Here is a 16,554-nt window from a genome sequence, read left to right as displayed (position 1 = left end):
AACTGTGTAATGAGGGATTTAAGCCGGCAGAGATTGACTATGCTCTCCACATACGACCTTGTGTATGGAGAGCATCATGGACGAACCAAGCGAAAATAAGGCGCCCACCCTCTGGCAAATGCTCCACAGCGTGGGAGCGGCGGCCTTCGGCGTGCAAAGCGGAAAAAACCGCGCCCGCGACTTCACCCATGGCAAGCCGAGCCACTTCATCATCCTCGGCATCCTGTTTACGGTGATTTTCGGGTTGACGTTGTATGGGATCGTCAATCTGGTGTTGTACTTTGCGGGCATATAGAACGAATCTGCAAAAATGGAACCGGGCCTCTTGCGAAACGAAACAGCCATACCGCCCATCTCGATCTGAGTCGCTCTAGCGCCGCCCCAGGGCATCGAGCGAAAAGGCATAGCGCTCGCCATCCGGGTGAGACACCAGGCTGAAGCGCTTGAAGTCCAGGCGATAGTCCTTGGCGGGGTCCATGTTCAACCACGCGCGGGCGCGGGCCGGATCGAGCGATTGCATCAGGTCGATCTGCTGGTTGTAACCGCCATGACGCGCGAGGTCGACGCCTCGGGCGTGATCATGGAGCAGCACCATGGCCCACCCTCCCAAGCTGAAGTGCCCGGTGAACAGCACGCTCAAGCGCCCGTCGATACGGGCCTGGAGCGCCGCCCTGGAGCTGTTCATGGCGCTGAACAACACATCCTTGCCTGGCTGACGACCCGCCTCCTCGAACGCCTGCATGGCACCCAGGGCCATTTCATCGTTGGCCGACCAGACCAGCGCGGTCTGCGGATAGCGCTTGACCAACTGGCTCGCCTGCTCATGAGCCCGTTCGCGACTCCACTCGCCATAGACCAACTGGCGCAGATGCACTTGCGGGTGCTCGGCCAGCGCCCGGAGCAGGCCCTTCTCGCGCAGTTGCGCCGAAGGGGTGAGTTTCTTCCCGGAAAAAGCCAGCAGATCGAGCGTCTGCCCAGGTGCCAGCGGTCCGTATTGGCGCAACAGTTCCTTGAGCATCAGGTAACCGCTGCGCTCATCATTGGGCACCAGGCTGCCGAGCAACTCGGGAGGTGGGGCGCCGTTCTCTGTCAGCAGGCGAGTCTGATCGCTGGTCAACGTGTTGTTCACCAGGAACAGCTTGACCCCACTGCCCTGCGCCAATTGCAGGATCCGCGGGGCGACATATTGATCGTTGACCAACACCAGGTAGTCCGGACGGTCCTTCGCCGTGACGGCCTCGCGCGCCAGGCGAATCATCAGTTGGGGATCGCGCCCGGCATACTCCACGCGCAGCCGCAGGCCCAGCTTGCTTGCCGCCGCTTGCATGAATTCGGTGTAGCTGACCCAGAAGGGTTCGGTGGAGTGGCCCGGGTTCAGGAACACGACCGAAGGAGCAGTCGAACTGCCAGGCAACGCCTCGGAAGAAGAAACCACCCGGGCGGCTTGGGCCTGCGTCCAGAATGACAGGCATAACAGCCCCACTAGCCTGCAGATAAACTTCGACATCCCGCCCGCCCCAAGTAATACGCCACCCAGTATAACGACCCGGGTGGCGAACAGGCACATGAACGCGAGACCTTCATGTGGCCGGCAACGGCTCGAACCTATTGATGACTGACCCAGAACACTGCGGTGCCCACCACCAGGATAATCAGGAACAAAATGGCCCAGGCATCAACAGAACTGTCGCTTTTCCTTGCTTTGGTCGGATTGCTCATTGCATCGCCTCTTGTCGGTTTTGTAGGTGATTGCATAGGGACTCGACCACAGTTAAGACGATGATTGCCCGCACGACAAATGTGGGTTAGGCAATAATCAATCTCATTAGTCGATTTGGTTCTTTACATATACTCAAACATCACTTTTGCGCATAACTCAAAACAGGTATCTTGCACCGGCTCCTCTAGGAGTGCGCGGCCGTGCGCGCAGAATTGCCGAGGCAGAACCCGATTCCAGCGAGCCAACATGCAGCTGTTTCTGATCGGCCCAAGCCTGAGACCGAGACTTATATGTACGTATATGACGAGTACGATCAGCGGATCATCGAGGACCGCGTCAAGCAGTTCCGTGATCAGACCCGACGCTATCTGGCAGGCGAGCTGAGCGAAGAAGAATTCCGCCCTCTGCGCTTGCAGAATGGCTTGTATGTCCAGCGCTTCGCCCCGATGCTGCGCGTGGCTGTGCCTTATGGCCAACTGACCTCGCGCCAGGTGCGCAAGCTGGCGAAAATTGCCCGCGACTACGACAAGGGCTACGCCCACATCAGTACCCGGCAGAACGTCCAGTACAACTGGCCAGCCCTGGAAGATGTGCCCGAGATTCTCGCCGAACTGGCCACCGTGCAGATGCACGCGATCCAGACCAGCGGCAACTGCCTGCGCAACGTCACCACCGACCAGTTCGCCGGTGTCGCGGCCGACGAGTTGATCGACCCGCGCCCGTGGTGCGAGATCGTCCGCCAGTGGACGACTTTCCACCCGGAATTCGCCTACCTGCCGCGCAAGTTCAAGATTGCCATCAACGGCTCGACCTCGGACCGTGCGGCCATCGAAGTCCACGACATCGGCCTGGAGACGGTCTACAACGCGGCCGGCGAGCTGGGCTTCCGTGTGCTGGTGGGCGGTGGCCTGGGGCGTACCCCGGTGGTCGGCGCGTTCATCAACGAGTTCCTGCCGTGGCAGGACCTGCTGAGCTACCTCGACGCCATCCTGCGGGTATACAACCGCTACGGCCGTCGCGACAACAAATACAAGGCGCGGATCAAGATCCTGGTCAAGGCCCTGACGCCTGAAGTGTTCGCCGAGAAGGTCGAAGCCGAGATGGCTCACCTGCGTGGCGGCCAGACCACCCTGACCGAAGCCGAAGTGCATCGCGTCGCCAAGCATTTCGTCGACCCGCAGTACAAAGCCCTGGGCAACCAGGACGCCGAACTGGCAGCCCTCGACAAAGAACACCCGGGCTTCGCCCGCTGGCGCACCCGCAATACCCTGGCCCACAAGAAGCCGGGTTATGTCGCGGTGACCCTGTCCCTGAAGCCGACCGGCGTCGCGCCCGGCGATATCACCGACAAGCAACTGGACGCCGTGGCCGACCTGGCCGAGCGCTACAGCTTCGGCCAACTGCGCACCTCCCACGAGCAGAACATCATCCTGGCAGACGTTGAACAGAGCCAGTTGTTCACCCTGTGGGGCGAGCTGCGCGAGCAAGGCTTCGCCACCCCGAACATCGGCCTGCTGACCGACATGATCTGCTGCCCGGGCGGCGATTTCTGCTCGCTGGCCAACGCCAAGTCGATCCCTATCGCCGAATCGATCCAGCGTCGTTTCGACGACCTGGACTACCTGTTCGACATCGGCGAGCTGGACCTGAACATTTCCGGCTGCATGAACGCCTGTGGTCACCACCACGTCGGCCACATCGGCATCCTGGGCGTGGACAAGAAAGGCGAAGAGTTCTACCAGGTCTCCCTGGGCGGCAGCGGTAGCCGCGACGCCAGCCTGGGCAAGATCCTCGGCCCGTCGTTTGCCCAGGACGACATGCCTGACGTGATCGAGAAGCTGATCGACGTGTACATCGAACAACGTACCGAAGACGAGCGCTTCATCGACACTTACCAACGTATTGGCATCGACCTCTTCAAGGAACGCGTCTATGCAGCGAATCATTAAGAACAACGAGGTCATCGACGAAACCTGGCACCTGCTGCCCAAGGACGCGACCTTCGACGGCATCTCCAACTGTGACGACCTGATCGTGCCCCTGGCCCTGTGGCGCGATCATGCCCACGCCCTCAAGGCCCGCGACGGCGGCCTGGGTGTGTGGCTGGACGCTGACGAGGAAGCCGAGGAAATCGGCGAGGACGCCAACCAGTTGCAGGTCATCGCCTTGAACTTCCCGGCCTTCACCGACGGGCGCAGCTACTCCAACGCTCGCCTGCTGCGTGACCGCTATGGTTTCAAGGGTGAATTGCGGGCAATTGGCGACGTGCTGCGCGACCAGCTGTTCTACATGCGCCGCTGCGGCTTCGACGCCTTCGCCTTGCGTGCCGACAAAGACCCCTACGAAGCCCTCGAAAGCCTCAAGGACTTCTCGGTGACCTACCAGGCTGCCACTGACGAACCGCTGCCGCTGTTCCGTCGTCGCTGAGACAGCCCCATGAAAAAGCCCTGATCCGGGGATACCGGTTCAGGGCTTTTTTGTTGGGCATTTCTCGCAACCCCACCGAAACCTCTGTGGGAGCGAGCTTGCTCGCGATAGCGGAGGGACAGCTTGCATCAATGGGGGTGTGCAGCCGTCATCGCGAGCAAGCTCGCTCCCACAAGGGAATGGCGGTGAGTCCGAACTTCCAGCCCACCCCCGAACCACTGTGGGAGCGGGCTTGCTCGCGATAGCGGTGGATCAGCTTGCCTCGATATCGGATCTACCGCCGTCATCGCGAGCAAGCTCGCTCCCACAGGGGGATTGGCGGTTAGACGCAGTACCGAGGAGCCGCCCCCGAATTACCAGAATCGCTGCTGGGTCAGGCGGCTCCACCAACTGAGCAGCACGCGATCCACCGAACCACTGGCCGCCATGCCGATGCGTTCCTGCAGGCTTTTGCGTTCGGCGTAGTGCAGGTGGTACAGCTCGGCACCCTTGGCGCGTTCGGCCAGGTATTCATCGCTGGTTTTCAGCTCGTCCACCAAGCCCTTGCCCTGCGCCGCGACACCCAACCAGACCTCACCGGTCGCCACTTCATCGATGGCCAGTTGCGGGCGGTAGTTGGACACGAAGTTCTTGAACAGCTCATGGGTAATGTCCAGGTCTTCCTGGAATTTTTCCCGGCCCTTCTCGGTATTTTCGCCGAACACCGTCAACGTGCGTTTGTATTCCCCGGCCGTCAACACTTCGAAATCGATGTCGTGTTTCTTCAGCAGCCGGTTGACGTTGGGCAATTGCGCGACGACGCCGATGGAGCCCAGGATCGCGAAGGGGGCGCTGATGATCTTCTCACCGATGCACGCCATCATGTAGCCGCCACTGGCCGCGACCTTGTCAATGCAGACCGTCAACGGCACGCCAGCCTGACGGATCCGCGCCAGCTGCGACGAGGCCAGGCCGTAGCTGTGGACCATGCCGCCGCCACTTTCCAGGCGCAGCACCACTTCATCCTTCGGCGTCGCCAGGGTCAGTAGCGCAGTGATTTCATGACGCAGGCTCTCGGTGGCCGAGGCCTTGATGTCACCGTCGAAATCCAGCACGAACACCCGGGGCTTGGCCGCCGGCTTGTCCTTGTTTTTCTTCCCGGCCTTTTCAGCCTTGCCTTCGGCCTTGCGCAGCGCCTTGAGCTGATCCTTGTCCAGCAGCGTCTGTTCCAGGCGCTCACGCAGCCCCTTGTAGAAATCGTTGAGTTTGCTCACCTGCAACTGACCGGTCGACTTGCGCCGCCCCTTGCTGCGCAACGCAGCAAAACTGATCAACACCACCAGGATGGCGATCACCAGCGTCACGGTCTTGGCCAGGAAACCGGCGTACTCGATGAAAAACTCCACAGCAACTCCTTAAATGCAATGCGCCACTGAACGCAGGCGCGTAACGGCCCCAGCATACCCATGCGCCTGCGTCGCGACCAGTCATGAAACCAGTGGTTACCTTAACGCGAGCGAGGCAGGACAAGGCTGCAACGGGCATTTCAAACAAGCGTATGTTTTTTCATTGACAGCTCACCGCCATCCCCATAACCTCGCCAAACCTTCAACGTACCGGGATGACGCGGACGTGGGCAGTATCTATCTGATTCGACATGGCCAGGCCTCCTTTGGTGCGGACGACTACGATGTCCTTTCACCCAATGGCGTGCGCCAGGCGCAAGTGCTCGGCGGCCACCTGGCGCAGCTCGGTGTCGTATTCGATCGCTGCCTCTCGGGTGACCTGCGTCGCCAACAGGATACCGCCATCGGCGCGCTGGGCCAGATGTCCGCCGCCGGGTTGCCGGTTCCCGGGCTGGAAATCGACGCCGCGTTCAACGAGTTCGATGCCGACGCGGTCATTCGCGCCCTGCTCCCGGACATGCTTGTCCAGGAGCCCGAGGCGCTGCATATCCTGCGCAACGCTGCGCAGAACCGCGCCGAATTCCAGCGCATCTTCGCACTGATCGTCGAACGCTGGCTCAGCGGCCAGTATGACCCGCCGGGCCTGGAAAGCTGGCTGGGTTTTGTCGAGCGGGTCCAGGCGGGCCTGCACCGCATCCTGGAGCAAGCCGACAACACCCATAAAATCGCCGTGTTCACCTCCGGCGGCACCATCACCGCCCTGCTCCACCTGATCACCCAGATACCGGCCCGACAGGCCTTCGAACTGAACTGGCAAATCGTCAACACCTCGCTCAACCACCTGAAATTCAGGGGCCGCGAGGTGGCCCTGGCTTCCTTCAACAGCCATGCCCACCTGCAACTGCTGAAGGCCCCGGACCTCATCACCTTTCGCTGAGTCCGGATTACTGTAGACCCTTGCTGTACCACCCAAATAAGGATCGAAACCATGACCTCCGTAGCCGACGCCGTACAAGCCATGAAAGCCAAGTTCAACCCAACCGCCGCTGACGGCCTGGACCTGGTATTCGGTTTCCGCATCGACGATACCAAGAATTTCTCGCTGGTCGTCAAGGAAGGCACCTGCGAACTGCTGGAAGGTGAAAACCCGGACGCCCAGGTGACCCTGGTGATGGACGGCGAAACCCTGCAAGGCATCGTCAGCGGTGAAACCGACGGCATGCAAGCGTTCATGGGCGGCAAGCTGCGCGCCGAAGGCGACATGATGCTGGCCATGAAACTGTCCGAGCTGTTCCCAGGCTGAGACTGCGCTCGCGTTCTTCGCGGGCCTTTGATTGCAAACGAATCCCGCCCCCGTGGCGGGATTCGTGTTTTTGCCTCAAGTATCTTCGCTGGCTGCCCCGCCGCTATCGCGAGCAGGCTCGCTCCCACAAGGCATCTGCGGTTCGCAGGTATCGGGGAGGCGCGGCAGCTCTTACAATGCCCGCTTCCCCGTATCGGCCTGAACATGGACATCGACCTCGCTCGCACCTTCCTGGAAATCGTCCGCCACGGCAGCCTCGCTGCTGCGGCCGAAAAGCTGCACGTGACCCAGACGGCGATCACCGCCCGGGTCCAGAAGCTCGAAAGCCAGCTTGGCTGCGCGCTGTTCGTACGCAACCGTGCCGGCGCGCGATTGACCAGCGACGGCGAGGCATTTGTGGTCTACGCCAACCAGCTCGTGCAGACCTGGGAAGCAGCCCGTCGGGACCTGCCACTGCCCGAGGGCTATCGCAACGTCTTGCACCTGGGGGGCGAGGTCAGCCTGTGCAATCCCTTGATGCTTGCCTGGGCCGGCGGACTGCGCCAGAAGATTCCCGGCCATGCCCTGCGCATGGACATCCGCGACGGCGAGAAACTGCTACAACAGCTGGAGCTGGGTCTGCTGGACGCGGCGGTGGTGTATCAGCCCGAATATTGGCCACGCCTGCAGGTAGAACAGCTGCTGGAAGAGAAACTCATCCTGGTACGCCTGGCCGCCCGTCCCGAGCCCTACGTGTACATCGACTGGAGTGCTGACTTCCGGCGCCAACACGACACCGCGCTACCGGACAAGGCCAAGGCCGCCGTGACCTTCAACCTCGGCCCCCTGGCCCTGCAGTACATCCTGGAAAACGGCGGCAGCGGCTACTTCCGCACCCGGGTCGTGCAGAGCTACCTGGACAGCGGCATCCTGGAACGGGTGCCCAAGGCACCGGAATTCAACTACCCCACCTACCTGGTCTACTCCCGCGATCGGGACTCAGCGGCGTTGCAGCAGGCATTCGAGGTGTTGCGAGAGATCGTCAAGACCGGCAGCGACTGGTCGCAGCGCTGGGATCCATTGACCTGACAGGTTGGGAGGCAAGGCATGAGGGGCCGTCGTGACCAGAGCTTGTTCCCGCTTTGTACTTTGTAGGAGCTGGCGAAGCCTGCGATCTTTTGATCTTTTGATCTTTTGATCTTTTGATCTTTCGCTTGAGATTCAAGTGGCAGGGAAAAGATCGCAGCCTCGTTGCACTCGACAGCTCCTACACAGCTCCTACACAGCTCCTACACAGCTCCTACGGCCCAGCGGGAGCAATCTCTGGCCACAAAAGCCCCTCGCATTATCTCTGCATGTGGGCCACGATCTCGTCCTTGACCAGTAATCGCTTCTTCTTGAGCGTCTCCAAAGCATCGTCGGACAACGCGCCGGAGGACGGTTTCTCGGCTTCGACCACCTCGGCATCAAGTTGGGAGTATTTTTGAAGTAACGAGTCGAGCCTTGGATTCTCGCTGCGTTTTTGCTGGATGTGGTCTTTTGTGCATTTGAGATCCTGGCACAAATCGTGGGACACCGGCATGGAACACCTCCTTCGATGGGTCGGTGGCAGACGCCCTTGCGGCGCCCGTCGATTATCAGGATGGCCTCCTCGACAGGGTTCTGTCGACCGCCAATCCGACCAGCGGTGACCGTTCGTCGTACCGGATCGCTTGGCGATCAAACCTTTGCCGGTGCGTCGCCCTCCATTGAGCAGAGACGACAAGAGTCGCTCGTTCAACTTGTATGGAGACTTACCTATGGACAGATTTACCCTGCGTCAACTCGGCCTGGCAGTTGCCCTGAGTACCAGCATGGACATGGCATGGGCCGCGACTTCCAACGACTTTGTCGACAACGCGGCGGCCGGTGGGATTGCAGAGATCGAGACCAGCAAACTGGCCTTGGAAAAAAGCCAATCGGCGGACATCAAGGAATTCGCCAACAAGATGATCACTGACCACACCAAGGCCAACGAAGAGCTGAAAGCCCTGGCGCAAAAACATGACATCGAGGTACCCGACGACACCACGTTGATGAAAAAAGCCAAGGCGAAAATTCTCGACGTGCGCGATGAGTCTTTTGATGCGGCCTACGCCAACAACCAGGTCAAGGCCCACGAAGAAACCATTGCCCTGTTCAAGAAAGAAGCCGAAACCGTTACCGACGACAAGAAGGCTGGCAATACCGAACTCAAGGCGTTCGCCCAGAAGATGCTGCCAGATCTGCAACATCACCTGGAAGCCGCCAAGAAACTTCAGGCTGCGCATCCAAGCAAGTAGAGCGAGGCACTGCTCACTCAAGGAAAAACGGCGCCTCCCTTGGCAGGGAAGCGCCGTTTTTTCGAAGCGCCCCCCTGTGGGAGCGAGCTTGCTCGCGATAGCGGTGGTCCAGTCACAGGGATATCGAATTTGCCACAGTCATCGCGAGCAAGCTCGCTCCCACAATGAATCGGTGTCGCACATCCGTCATGGGCTAGCCACCATCAGTGTCGATATCAGCGTCAGTATCCTCGCCAGATTTCGGCCGATCCGGTTCAGGCTTGAAGCCGGGGCTGAAGGTGTTGTCATTGTCCCTATGACGATTCTTCTGATCGACCTCCGTGGCGGCGCTCTGGGCCTGGTCCGTCCCGGCAGGGCGTAGTGGTTGGGTGTTTGCGGGATCGTCGTTCATAGGCACCTCGTTCATGGCAGGGCCGGATGGATGACCGGTCTTGAACATTCGAAGGTGATGCGACGGCGTCGGTTCCATTTGTTTGCAGTGCCGCGATCAGCCGCCCAGCACACTCTTCACCATCCGGGTCAGCGCGTCCGGGCCGTAGGGTTTGCTCAACAAATGGGTATCGGGGCTCAACTGATGGTTGCGGGAGATGATGTCCCGGGTGTGCCCCGAGGTGAACAGCACCGGGACCGGCGGTTTCTGCACCTTGGCCCAGGCGGCGAGGTCGGAACTCTTGATCAGGCCGGGCATGACGACGTCGGTGAAGATCAGGTCGACCGAGATGCCTTCCAGCAGCAGCCTCATCGCCTCATCGCCGTTGGCGGCCGTGAGGGTCCGATAGCCGGACTGCTCCAGCAGTTCCACCGACGCGCTGCGCACCTCGTCGTTGTCCTCCACCACCAGGATCGTCTCTTGCCGGCCAGACTGAAGCACGTCGTGTTGCTCGGTTTCGCCCGCTTCGGGCGCAAGGCTTCGAGGGAAATACATCCGTACTCGCGTGCCCTCGCCCAGGTCGCTGGAGATCTCGATATGGCCGCCACTCTGCTTGACGAACCCGAACACCATGCTCAATCCAAGCCCGGTGCCCTGGCCATCGGTCTTGGTGGTGAAAAATGGTTCGAACACCTGCTTCAGGATCTCGGGCGGCATGCCGGCACCGCAGTCGATCACCGACAGCCGGACATAGTCGCCGGCCGAGATCCCCTTGCCGGCACAGAACGCTTCATCGAGCCCGATGTTCTCCCCGATCAGGCGGATGATGCCCTCGCCGCCCATGGCATCGCGAGCATTGATCGCCAGGTTCAACAGGGCGTTTTCCAATTGATTGCGATCGACGTGGATGCACCAGGGCTCCAGGGGCAGGCTCACTTCAATCTGGATGGTTTCGCCCAAGGCCCGTTGCAGCAGTTCACCCATGCCATCGTAGATGCGTCGTGGGCTGTAGACCGCCGGTGACAATGGCTGGCGCCGGGCAAAAGCCAGCAGTTGCGATGACAACTTGGCGCCCCGCTCCACGGCTTCGATGGAGGCACTGACCCGTCGTTGCACGTTGACGTTGCCCCGCTCGTGGCGGGCCAGCAAGTGCAGGTTGCCGGCAATCACTTGCAGCAGGTTGTTGAAGTCATGGGCCACGCCACCCGTGAGACCGCCAATGGCCTCGAGCTTTTGCGATTGACGCAACTGCTCTTCTGCCGCCAGCCGCGCTTGCACCTCGTCGGCGACCCGCTGTTCCAGATCGCGGGTGAATTTGAGCAGCGACGCTTCGGCTGTCTTGCGTTCATTGATGTCAATCAGCACACCTGGAAAACGCAGGGGCTTGCCCGTGGCATCGAATTCGCAGCGACCGCTGGCCAGCACCCACAGGTAATCACCGCCTATGCGGCGCACCCGATATTCAGCGCTGTAGGGGATGCCCGTACGCACGGTCAGTTCGACCCGCTGGTTGACCTCGTCGAGGTCATCGGCGTGGATGCGCTGGCGGGCAATTTCGATGGGCAGTGCGTCCAGCGAACAGTCTGGCGGGTAGTTGAAGGTACGGGCGAAACGCTCATCGCCCGACAGTGTGTCGGCCTGGATGTCCCAGACGAACGATCCCAGCAATGGTCCGGCCGAGAGCGCCAACTGGATGCGTTCATTGACGGCTCGGTAACTGCGTTCGGCCTCTTGCCGGGCACGCTCGGTCAACACGAGCTCGGTGGTTTCCACCACAATCGCCAGCACGCCCGCCGGAGACTGGTCGTCATCGGGCACCGGGCTGTAATAGAGGTCCATCCACACATCTTCAGGCTTGCCATCGCGCAACAGGACCAACTCTTTGCTGCGGTAGGACAAGGTGCCGCCGGCCAGGCAGACGTCCAGCACATGCCGATTGAATTCGGCGACCTCCGGCCAGCCCAATTCCACCGCGCACCCCAGCAGGTAAGGATGGCGGCCACCGGCGAACTCGGCATAGGCATCGTTGTAGATCATGAAGCCCTGGCGGCCCCACAACATCACCATCGGCAGGGGCGAAGCCAGCAACAACTGGACGGCGCTGCGCAGGCTGGCGGACCAGTGCTCGATGGCGCCCAACTCGGTCCGGCTCCAATCGAACGCCCGGATACGCCCGGCCATTTCACCGCCCCATCCAGGGCACCCGTGATTTTGGGATAGAAACTGCATGGTCGATTCTGAACCTCAAAATGCCTGCTGGGAGTCGGCATACACAAATCCCTTGCGATCAGAGCTTCGAGCGCTGGGTTGGCGTTTGGTTTCATGGGGAGGTCATGAACGACGACCTGTCTGGACTAGGGACATGCTTCCTGTGGCCAGAGATTGCTCCCGCTGGGCTCTGTAGGAGCTGGCGAAGCCTGCGATCTTTTGATCTTGATCTTTCGCTTGAGATTCAAGTGGCTGGGGAAAGATCGCAGCCTCGTTTCACTCGTCAGCTCCTACATACCGCCGAGCGGGAGCAAGCTCCCTCGCCACAGGGTAGTGTTGTCTAGCGGAAATCACGGCTATGCACCTGGATGCCCGCCAACAACTCGGTCAGGTCGCTCAAGCGCCCGGCGATCAGGTGGCGGACCTCGCCGACGCTTTCCCAGCGCCCGTCGACCTTGAGCAATTGCGAGCCCACCAAGGTCTTGCGCTGGCGCTCGGCCAAGTCGCGCCAGACCACCACGTTGAGGTTGCCGAATTCATCTTCCAGGGTAACGAAGGTCACACCGCTGGCCGTACCCGGGCGCTGGCGACCGGTGACCAGCCCGGCGACGCTGACATTGCGGCCATGTTCCACCTCTTGCAGTTCCCGTGAGCTGCGACAGCGCCGGGCGCGCAGTTCGGGACGCAGCAGGGCCAGTGGATGAGGGCCCAGTGTCGTGCCGAGCGTGGTGTAATCGGCAAACAGGTTTTCCCCCAGCGTAGGTTTTGGCAGGGCCACGGACGGTTCCTCCTGGCAGGGCAAACCGGCGAACAAGCCCAGTTGCTTCTGCACCCCAGCCACTTCCCAGCGGGCACGATGGCGATCACCGGCCAAGCCCTGCAAGGCCCCCGCATCGGCCAATTGCGCCTGGGCCCGGGCATCGAGCTGCGCGCGCTCGCCCAAGTCGGCCACATCGCTGAAGGGCCGATGCCGGCGGGCCGCTTCGATACGGCGGGCATCCTCTTCGCGAAAGCCCTTGACCATGCACAGCCCCATGCGGATCGCCGGTTGTCGACCGTCCATGGGCTCGAGGCTGCAATCCCAATTGCTGGCGCGTACGTCCACCGGGCGGATCGACAGTTGATGCCGGCGGGCATCCTGGAGGATCTGGTCCGGGCTGTAGAACCCCATGGGCCAGCTGTTGATCAGGGCACAGGCGAACGCCGCCGGTTCGTGGCATTTGAGCCAACTGCTGGCGTAGGTCAGCAAGGCGAAACTGGCGGCGTGGGATTCCGGGAAACCGTAATTGCCGAAGCCTTTGATCTGTTCGAAGATTTGCGCGGCGAATTCAGCGGTGTAGCCGTTTTTCTTCATCCCCTGCGCCAGGCGCTCCCGATGGGGCTCCAAGCCACCGTGACGTTTCCAGGCCGCCATGGAGCGACGCAGTTGGTCTGCTTCACCCGGGGTGTAATCGGCCGCGACGATGGCGATCTGCATGACCTGCTCCTGGAACAAGGGAACACCCAGGGTGCGGTTGAGCACTTGCTTCAACGCTTCAGAGGGATAAGTCACCGCCTCTTCTTTGTTTCTGCGGCGCAGGTACGGATGCACCATCCCACCCTGGATCGGCCCGGGCCGCACGATCGCCACTTCGATGACCAAATCGTAGAAGGTCTTGGGTCTCAGCCGAGGCAACATCGACATCTGCGCCCGGGACTCGATCTGGAACACACCGATGGTGTCGGCGCGGCTGATCATTTCGTAGGTCGCCCGATCATCCTTGGGCAGCGACGCCAGGGCGTAGCGCTGGCCCCGATAGCGCTCGATCAGGTCGAAACAGCGCCGAATCGCACTGAGCATGCCCAGGGCCAGGATGTCCACCTTGAGCAACCCGACCGCGTCCAGGTCGTCCTTGTCCCACTGGATGATGGTGCGCTCGGCCATGGCGGCGTTTTCCACCGGCACCAGGGTGTCCAGGGGCTGTTCGGAAATCACGAAGCCGCCCGGGTGCTGGGACAAATGCCGGGGAAAACCGATCAATTGCTGGGTCAGGCTCAGGACCCGGCGCAACACCGGGCTGTCCGGGTCGAAGCCACCTTCACGCAAGCGCTCCACTGGCGGCGCCTCGTCGCTCCAGCGGCCACAGCAATCGGCCAGGGCGTTGATCTGGTCCGGCGGCAGGCCCAGGGCCTTGGCCACATCGCGCACCGCCCCGGCGCCGTGGTAACTGCTGACCACCGCCGTCAATGCCGCACGATGACGGCCATAGCGCTGAAACACGTACTGCAACACTTCCTCGCGACGCTCATGTTCAAAGTCGACGTCGATGTCCGGCGGCTCGTTGCGCTCCCGGGACAGGAAGCGTTCAAACAACAGGCTGGTAAGGCTGGGATCGATTTCGGTGATGCCCAAGGCGTAGCACACCGCCGAGTTGGCCGCCGAACCACGCCCCTGGCAAAGGATATGGCGGCTGCGGGCGAAGCTGACGATGTCCTGTACGGTGAGGAAATAGCTGTCATAACCCAACTCGGCGATCAGGCTCAGCTCCTTGTCGATCTGTGCTCGCACTTTGTCTGTCACGCCATCCTTCCACCGCTCGCGCATGCCACGCTCGGTCAGTTCCCGCAGCCAGGACGCCGGATCATGCCCCTCGGGCACCAGCTCGCGGGGGTATTGGTAACGCAGTTGGCCGAGGTCGAAGGTGCAGCGCCGGGCGATGTTCAGGGTTTCGTCGAGCAAGGCCCGCGGGTAGAGATCGGCCAGATCCTTGCGGCTGCGCAAGTGGCGCTCGCCGTTGGGGTGCAGGCGCTGGCCAGCCTCGGCCACCGTGACGTGGTGACGGATGGCGGTCATGGTGTCCTGCAAGGCACGACGGCCGCGCACGTGCATGTGCACATCGCCACTGGCCACGGCGGGAAGATTCAAGCGCTCGGCCAGCGCCAACGAGTCTGCCAACCGGCGGCGGTCGTCCTGCCCACAATGCAACTGGACCGCCAGCCACAGGCGCCCGGCAAAGATCGACTGGAGCCAACGCCCGTGTTCCTCAGCGTCGTTGCCCTCGGCTATCCACAACGCCAGCAGCCCCGGCAAGGGCTGGTCGAAGTCCTCTCGCAAGATACGATAGTGGCCCTTCTCGCTGCGACGCCGGGCGCGGGTGATCAGCCGGCACAAGGCTTGATAGCCTTCCAGGTCTTCCACCAGCAACACCAGTTTCGGGCCGTTCTCGACCTGGATTTCGCTGCCGACGATCAGTTGCAACTCCAGTTCCTTGGCCGCCTGCCAGGCCCGGACGATTCCGGCCAGGGTGCATTCGTCGGTGATCGCCAGGGCCTGGTAGCCCTCTTGCCTGGCCCGACGACACAACTCCAGGGCACTGGAGGCGCCGCGCTGGAAGCTGAAGTTCGACAGGCAATGCAGCTCGGCATACTCAACGCTCATGCGAACCAGCCCTGCAGCCACAACGGCCCGCCCTCGCCCACCGGTCGATAGGCCCAGCCACGTTGTCCGCTGCGGGTTTCGATCAGGTAGTAGTCACGGCGTACGTCGGCTCCGTCCCACCAACCGGTCTCGATGCGTTCCGGGCCCATGAGGATTCGCGCCTGGCTGTCCTGCAGCACCTGGGCCTCATTCAGCAGCCAGCCGGGACGTTGCACACCAGCGCGTACCGGACAGGCCTGGGGCCGGGGTTGCGGCGTCATTTGCCAGGCGCATTCAGGTCGATGGTCATCGCGAAAACCCAGGCCCTGCACCGCGTCATCTCCCAGCCGCGCCCGCAGCCGTTCGCGCAGTTGCTCCCAGGGCAATGACTGTTGCGGGCGCTCGTCGAACAGCTCCAGGCGCTGGGGCACGAAACTCGGCAGGTCCTCGGCACACAAGCGAAAACCCCGCACCGGGGCCGCGACCTGCACCTGTTCCAAGCGACCGCGGGCCAGTTCGAAGAGCATCGCAGGATCCCGTTCGGCGCTGAGCAAGCCGACCTTGATCAGCGTGTCCGGCAAACCGGCGTGCTCCAGGTGCAGGTCGAAGCGCTGCACGCCGCTGTCGCGTCCGCACAGGAAGGCCGACAAGTCACCGGTCAGCCGGCGCAACGGAAACAGCAGCGCCTGATGGGACTGAACGTCGTAGTTGAGTTCGATGCGTACATCGAAACGGTCTGGCGGCAGGTAGAACGACAGCGCCAGGGTGCGACTGCCCGTCAGCGCGTCGAGGTGCTTGAGCACCTGGGCCTCGAAGCGCCGAGCCAGGGTCTGCCGGGGCAAGGCCTGGACCTGGCTCAGGCGGCGCAGGCCCATGCGCGACAGCGCCGTGGCGACGTCGGGTTCCAGACCGATCCGCTCCACAGGCATGTCTCCCAGGCACTGTTGCAAGGTCTCGGCGTCGGGCACCACCAGGGCATCATAGGCATTGGCCAACACCCGCGCCGCCACCGGATTGGGTGCGGCGACGATGCGATGACGAAAGCCCAGCTCGGTCAGCTCGGCCCGCAAGCGCGCCTCGAACACCGGCCAGGGGCCAAACAGGCCCAGGCTCGACTCGATCTCGAACAGCAACGTGCGCGGGTAATGCACGCTGACCTGGGAGCTGAAACGGTAGGCCCAGGCCGCCAGGAACTGTTGCCAGTGTTCGATTTGCGCCGCGTCGTATTCGGCGGTGGCAAAGCCTTTGCTCAAGGCCTGGGCGGCGGTCATGGTCTGGCCAGGCCGCAAGCCCAGGGCTCGTGCCGGCGCATTCACCGCTTGCAGCACCCGACGCTGGGCCGGACCAGTCAGCAATGCCAGGGGCTGGTCGGGATCGGGGCGCTGACGCAGTGCGGCGTCCAGCGCCAATTGCGGGAAGAGAATACAGACCCAGCGCATCGCAA

Annotated in this window: 14 protein-coding genes; 7 read left to right on the top strand and 7 right to left on the bottom strand. The window is 61.9% G+C overall.

The features are described 5' to 3' along the window. Nucleotides 1–76: 76 nt before the first annotated feature. Nucleotides 77–295: a DUF2970 domain-containing protein gene (locus LOY50_RS10810; RefSeq protein ID WP_253473397.1), complete on the top strand. Its 219-nt coding sequence runs from the start codon at nucleotides 77–79 to the stop codon at nucleotides 293–295. A 75-nt stretch (nucleotides 296–370) separates the two neighbouring features. On the opposite strand, the gene LOY50_RS10805 is transcribed toward LOY50_RS10810, so the two are convergent. After that, nucleotides 371–1,507, bottom strand: coding sequence for an ABC transporter substrate-binding protein (locus LOY50_RS10805; protein ID WP_258690818.1), 1,137 nt, complete (start codon nucleotides 1,505–1,507; stop codon nucleotides 371–373). 503 nt (nucleotides 1,508–2,010) lie between these two features. Between LOY50_RS10805 and LOY50_RS10800 the strand changes: the two genes are divergently transcribed. Further along, nucleotides 2,011–3,669, top strand: a complete 1,659-nt coding sequence (locus LOY50_RS10800; protein ID WP_214509085.1) for a nitrite/sulfite reductase — start codon at nucleotides 2,011–2,013, stop codon at nucleotides 3,667–3,669. Beyond that, on the top strand, nucleotides 3,653–4,147 hold the full coding sequence (locus LOY50_RS10795) for a DUF934 domain-containing protein (protein ID WP_018604779.1): 495 nt from the start codon (nucleotides 3,653–3,655) through the stop codon (nucleotides 4,145–4,147). The genes LOY50_RS10800 and LOY50_RS10795 overlap by 17 nt, the downstream gene beginning before the upstream one ends. Before the next feature lie 353 nt (nucleotides 4,148–4,500). On the opposite strand, the gene sohB is transcribed toward LOY50_RS10795, so the two are convergent. Continuing rightward, entirely contained in the window at nucleotides 4,501–5,532 is a 1,032-nt protein-coding gene (gene sohB / locus LOY50_RS10790; RefSeq protein ID WP_258690817.1) for a protease SohB, read from the bottom strand. A 226-nt stretch (nucleotides 5,533–5,758) separates the two neighbouring features. Here sohB and LOY50_RS10785 point away from each other — a divergent pair, with 226 nt between their 5' ends. The 3 genes from LOY50_RS10785 (at nucleotide 5,759) to LOY50_RS10775 (ending at nucleotide 7,903) form a co-directional block, all read left to right on the top strand. Continuing rightward, the gene (locus LOY50_RS10785; protein ID WP_258690816.1) at nucleotides 5,759–6,469 is read left to right on the top strand and encodes a histidine phosphatase family protein; all 711 of its coding nucleotides are present in this window, start codon (nucleotides 5,759–5,761) and stop codon (nucleotides 6,467–6,469) included. A 51-nt stretch (nucleotides 6,470–6,520) separates the two neighbouring features. Beyond that, entirely contained in the window at nucleotides 6,521–6,835 is a 315-nt protein-coding gene (locus LOY50_RS10780) for an SCP2 sterol-binding domain-containing protein (protein ID WP_258690815.1), read from the top strand. A gap of 204 nt (nucleotides 6,836–7,039) precedes the next feature. Beyond that, nucleotides 7,040–7,903, top strand: coding sequence for a LysR family transcriptional regulator (locus LOY50_RS10775; protein ID WP_018604787.1), 864 nt, complete (start codon nucleotides 7,040–7,042; stop codon nucleotides 7,901–7,903). Between the two features lie 256 nt (nucleotides 7,904–8,159). Here the strand turns inward: LOY50_RS10775 and LOY50_RS10770 are convergent, their stop codons facing one another. Then, nucleotides 8,160–8,396 carry a YdcH family protein gene (locus LOY50_RS10770; RefSeq protein ID WP_018604789.1) on the bottom strand — a complete coding sequence of 79 codons (237 nt, stop codon included), beginning with the start codon at nucleotides 8,394–8,396 and terminating at the stop codon, nucleotides 8,160–8,162. Between the two features lie 217 nt (nucleotides 8,397–8,613). Here LOY50_RS10770 and LOY50_RS10765 point away from each other — a divergent pair, with 217 nt between their 5' ends. Further along, entirely contained in the window at nucleotides 8,614–9,135 is a 522-nt protein-coding gene (locus tag LOY50_RS10765; RefSeq protein WP_214509081.1) for a DUF4142 domain-containing protein, read from the top strand. 193 nt (nucleotides 9,136–9,328) lie between these two features. On the opposite strand, the gene LOY50_RS10760 is transcribed toward LOY50_RS10765, so the two are convergent. The 4 genes from LOY50_RS10760 to LOY50_RS10745 form a co-directional block, all read right to left on the bottom strand. Further along, a complete protein-coding gene (locus LOY50_RS10760) occupies nucleotides 9,329–9,541 on the bottom strand; it encodes a hypothetical protein (protein WP_390178984.1) in 213 nt (70 codons plus the stop codon). Nucleotides 9,542–9,622: 81 nt separating this feature from the next. Continuing rightward, nucleotides 9,623–11,734, bottom strand: coding sequence for an ATP-binding protein (locus LOY50_RS10755; RefSeq protein ID WP_258690814.1), 2,112 nt, complete (start codon nucleotides 11,732–11,734; stop codon nucleotides 9,623–9,625). A 319-nt stretch (nucleotides 11,735–12,053) separates the two neighbouring features. Then, the gene (locus tag LOY50_RS10750) at nucleotides 12,054–15,152 is read right to left on the bottom strand and encodes an error-prone DNA polymerase (RefSeq protein ID WP_408980849.1); all 3,099 of its coding nucleotides are present in this window, start codon (nucleotides 15,150–15,152) and stop codon (nucleotides 12,054–12,056) included. After that, complete coding sequence (locus LOY50_RS10745; protein ID WP_258690812.1) at nucleotides 15,128–16,549, bottom strand: DNA polymerase Y family protein; 1,422 nt, start codon at nucleotides 16,547–16,549, stop codon at nucleotides 15,128–15,130. Before LOY50_RS10745 ends, LOY50_RS10750 begins: the two co-directional genes overlap by 25 nt. Nucleotides 16,550–16,554: the final 5 nt, after the last annotated feature.

Origin of the sequence: Pseudomonas sp. B21-010, assembly GCF_024749325.1 — a bacterium.
Classification (GTDB): domain Bacteria; phylum Pseudomonadota; class Gammaproteobacteria; order Pseudomonadales; family Pseudomonadaceae; genus Aquipseudomonas; species Aquipseudomonas kilonensis.
This window is presented reverse-complemented; position numbering and strand designations above follow the sequence as displayed.

Coding starts and splice junctions, on each gene's coding strand:
- LOY50_RS10810 (WP_253473397.1), top strand. CDS start 77: ATGGACGAACCAAGCGAAAATAAGGCGCCCACCCTCTGGCAAATGCTC.
- LOY50_RS10805 (WP_258690818.1), bottom strand. CDS start 1,507: ATGTCGAAGTTTATCTGCAGGCTAGTGGGGCTGTTATGCCTGTCATTC.
- LOY50_RS10800 (WP_214509085.1), top strand. CDS start 2,011: ATGTACGTATATGACGAGTACGATCAGCGGATCATCGAGGACCGCGTC.
- LOY50_RS10795 (WP_018604779.1), top strand. CDS start 3,653: ATGCAGCGAATCATTAAGAACAACGAGGTCATCGACGAAACCTGGCAC.
- LOY50_RS10780 (WP_258690815.1), top strand. CDS start 6,521: ATGACCTCCGTAGCCGACGCCGTACAAGCCATGAAAGCCAAGTTCAAC.
- LOY50_RS10775 (WP_018604787.1), top strand. CDS start 7,040: ATGGACATCGACCTCGCTCGCACCTTCCTGGAAATCGTCCGCCACGGC.
- LOY50_RS10770 (WP_018604789.1), bottom strand. CDS start 8,396: ATGCCGGTGTCCCACGATTTGTGCCAGGATCTCAAATGCACAAAAGAC.
- LOY50_RS10765 (WP_214509081.1), top strand. CDS start 8,614: ATGGACAGATTTACCCTGCGTCAACTCGGCCTGGCAGTTGCCCTGAGT.
- LOY50_RS10760 (WP_390178984.1), bottom strand. CDS start 9,541: ATGAACGAGGTGCCTATGAACGACGATCCCGCAAACACCCAACCACTA.
- LOY50_RS10755 (WP_258690814.1), bottom strand. CDS start 11,734: ATGCAGTTTCTATCCCAAAATCACGGGTGCCCTGGATGGGGCGGTGAA.
- LOY50_RS10745 (WP_258690812.1), bottom strand. CDS start 16,549: ATGCGCTGGGTCTGTATTCTCTTCCCGCAATTGGCGCTGGACGCCGCA.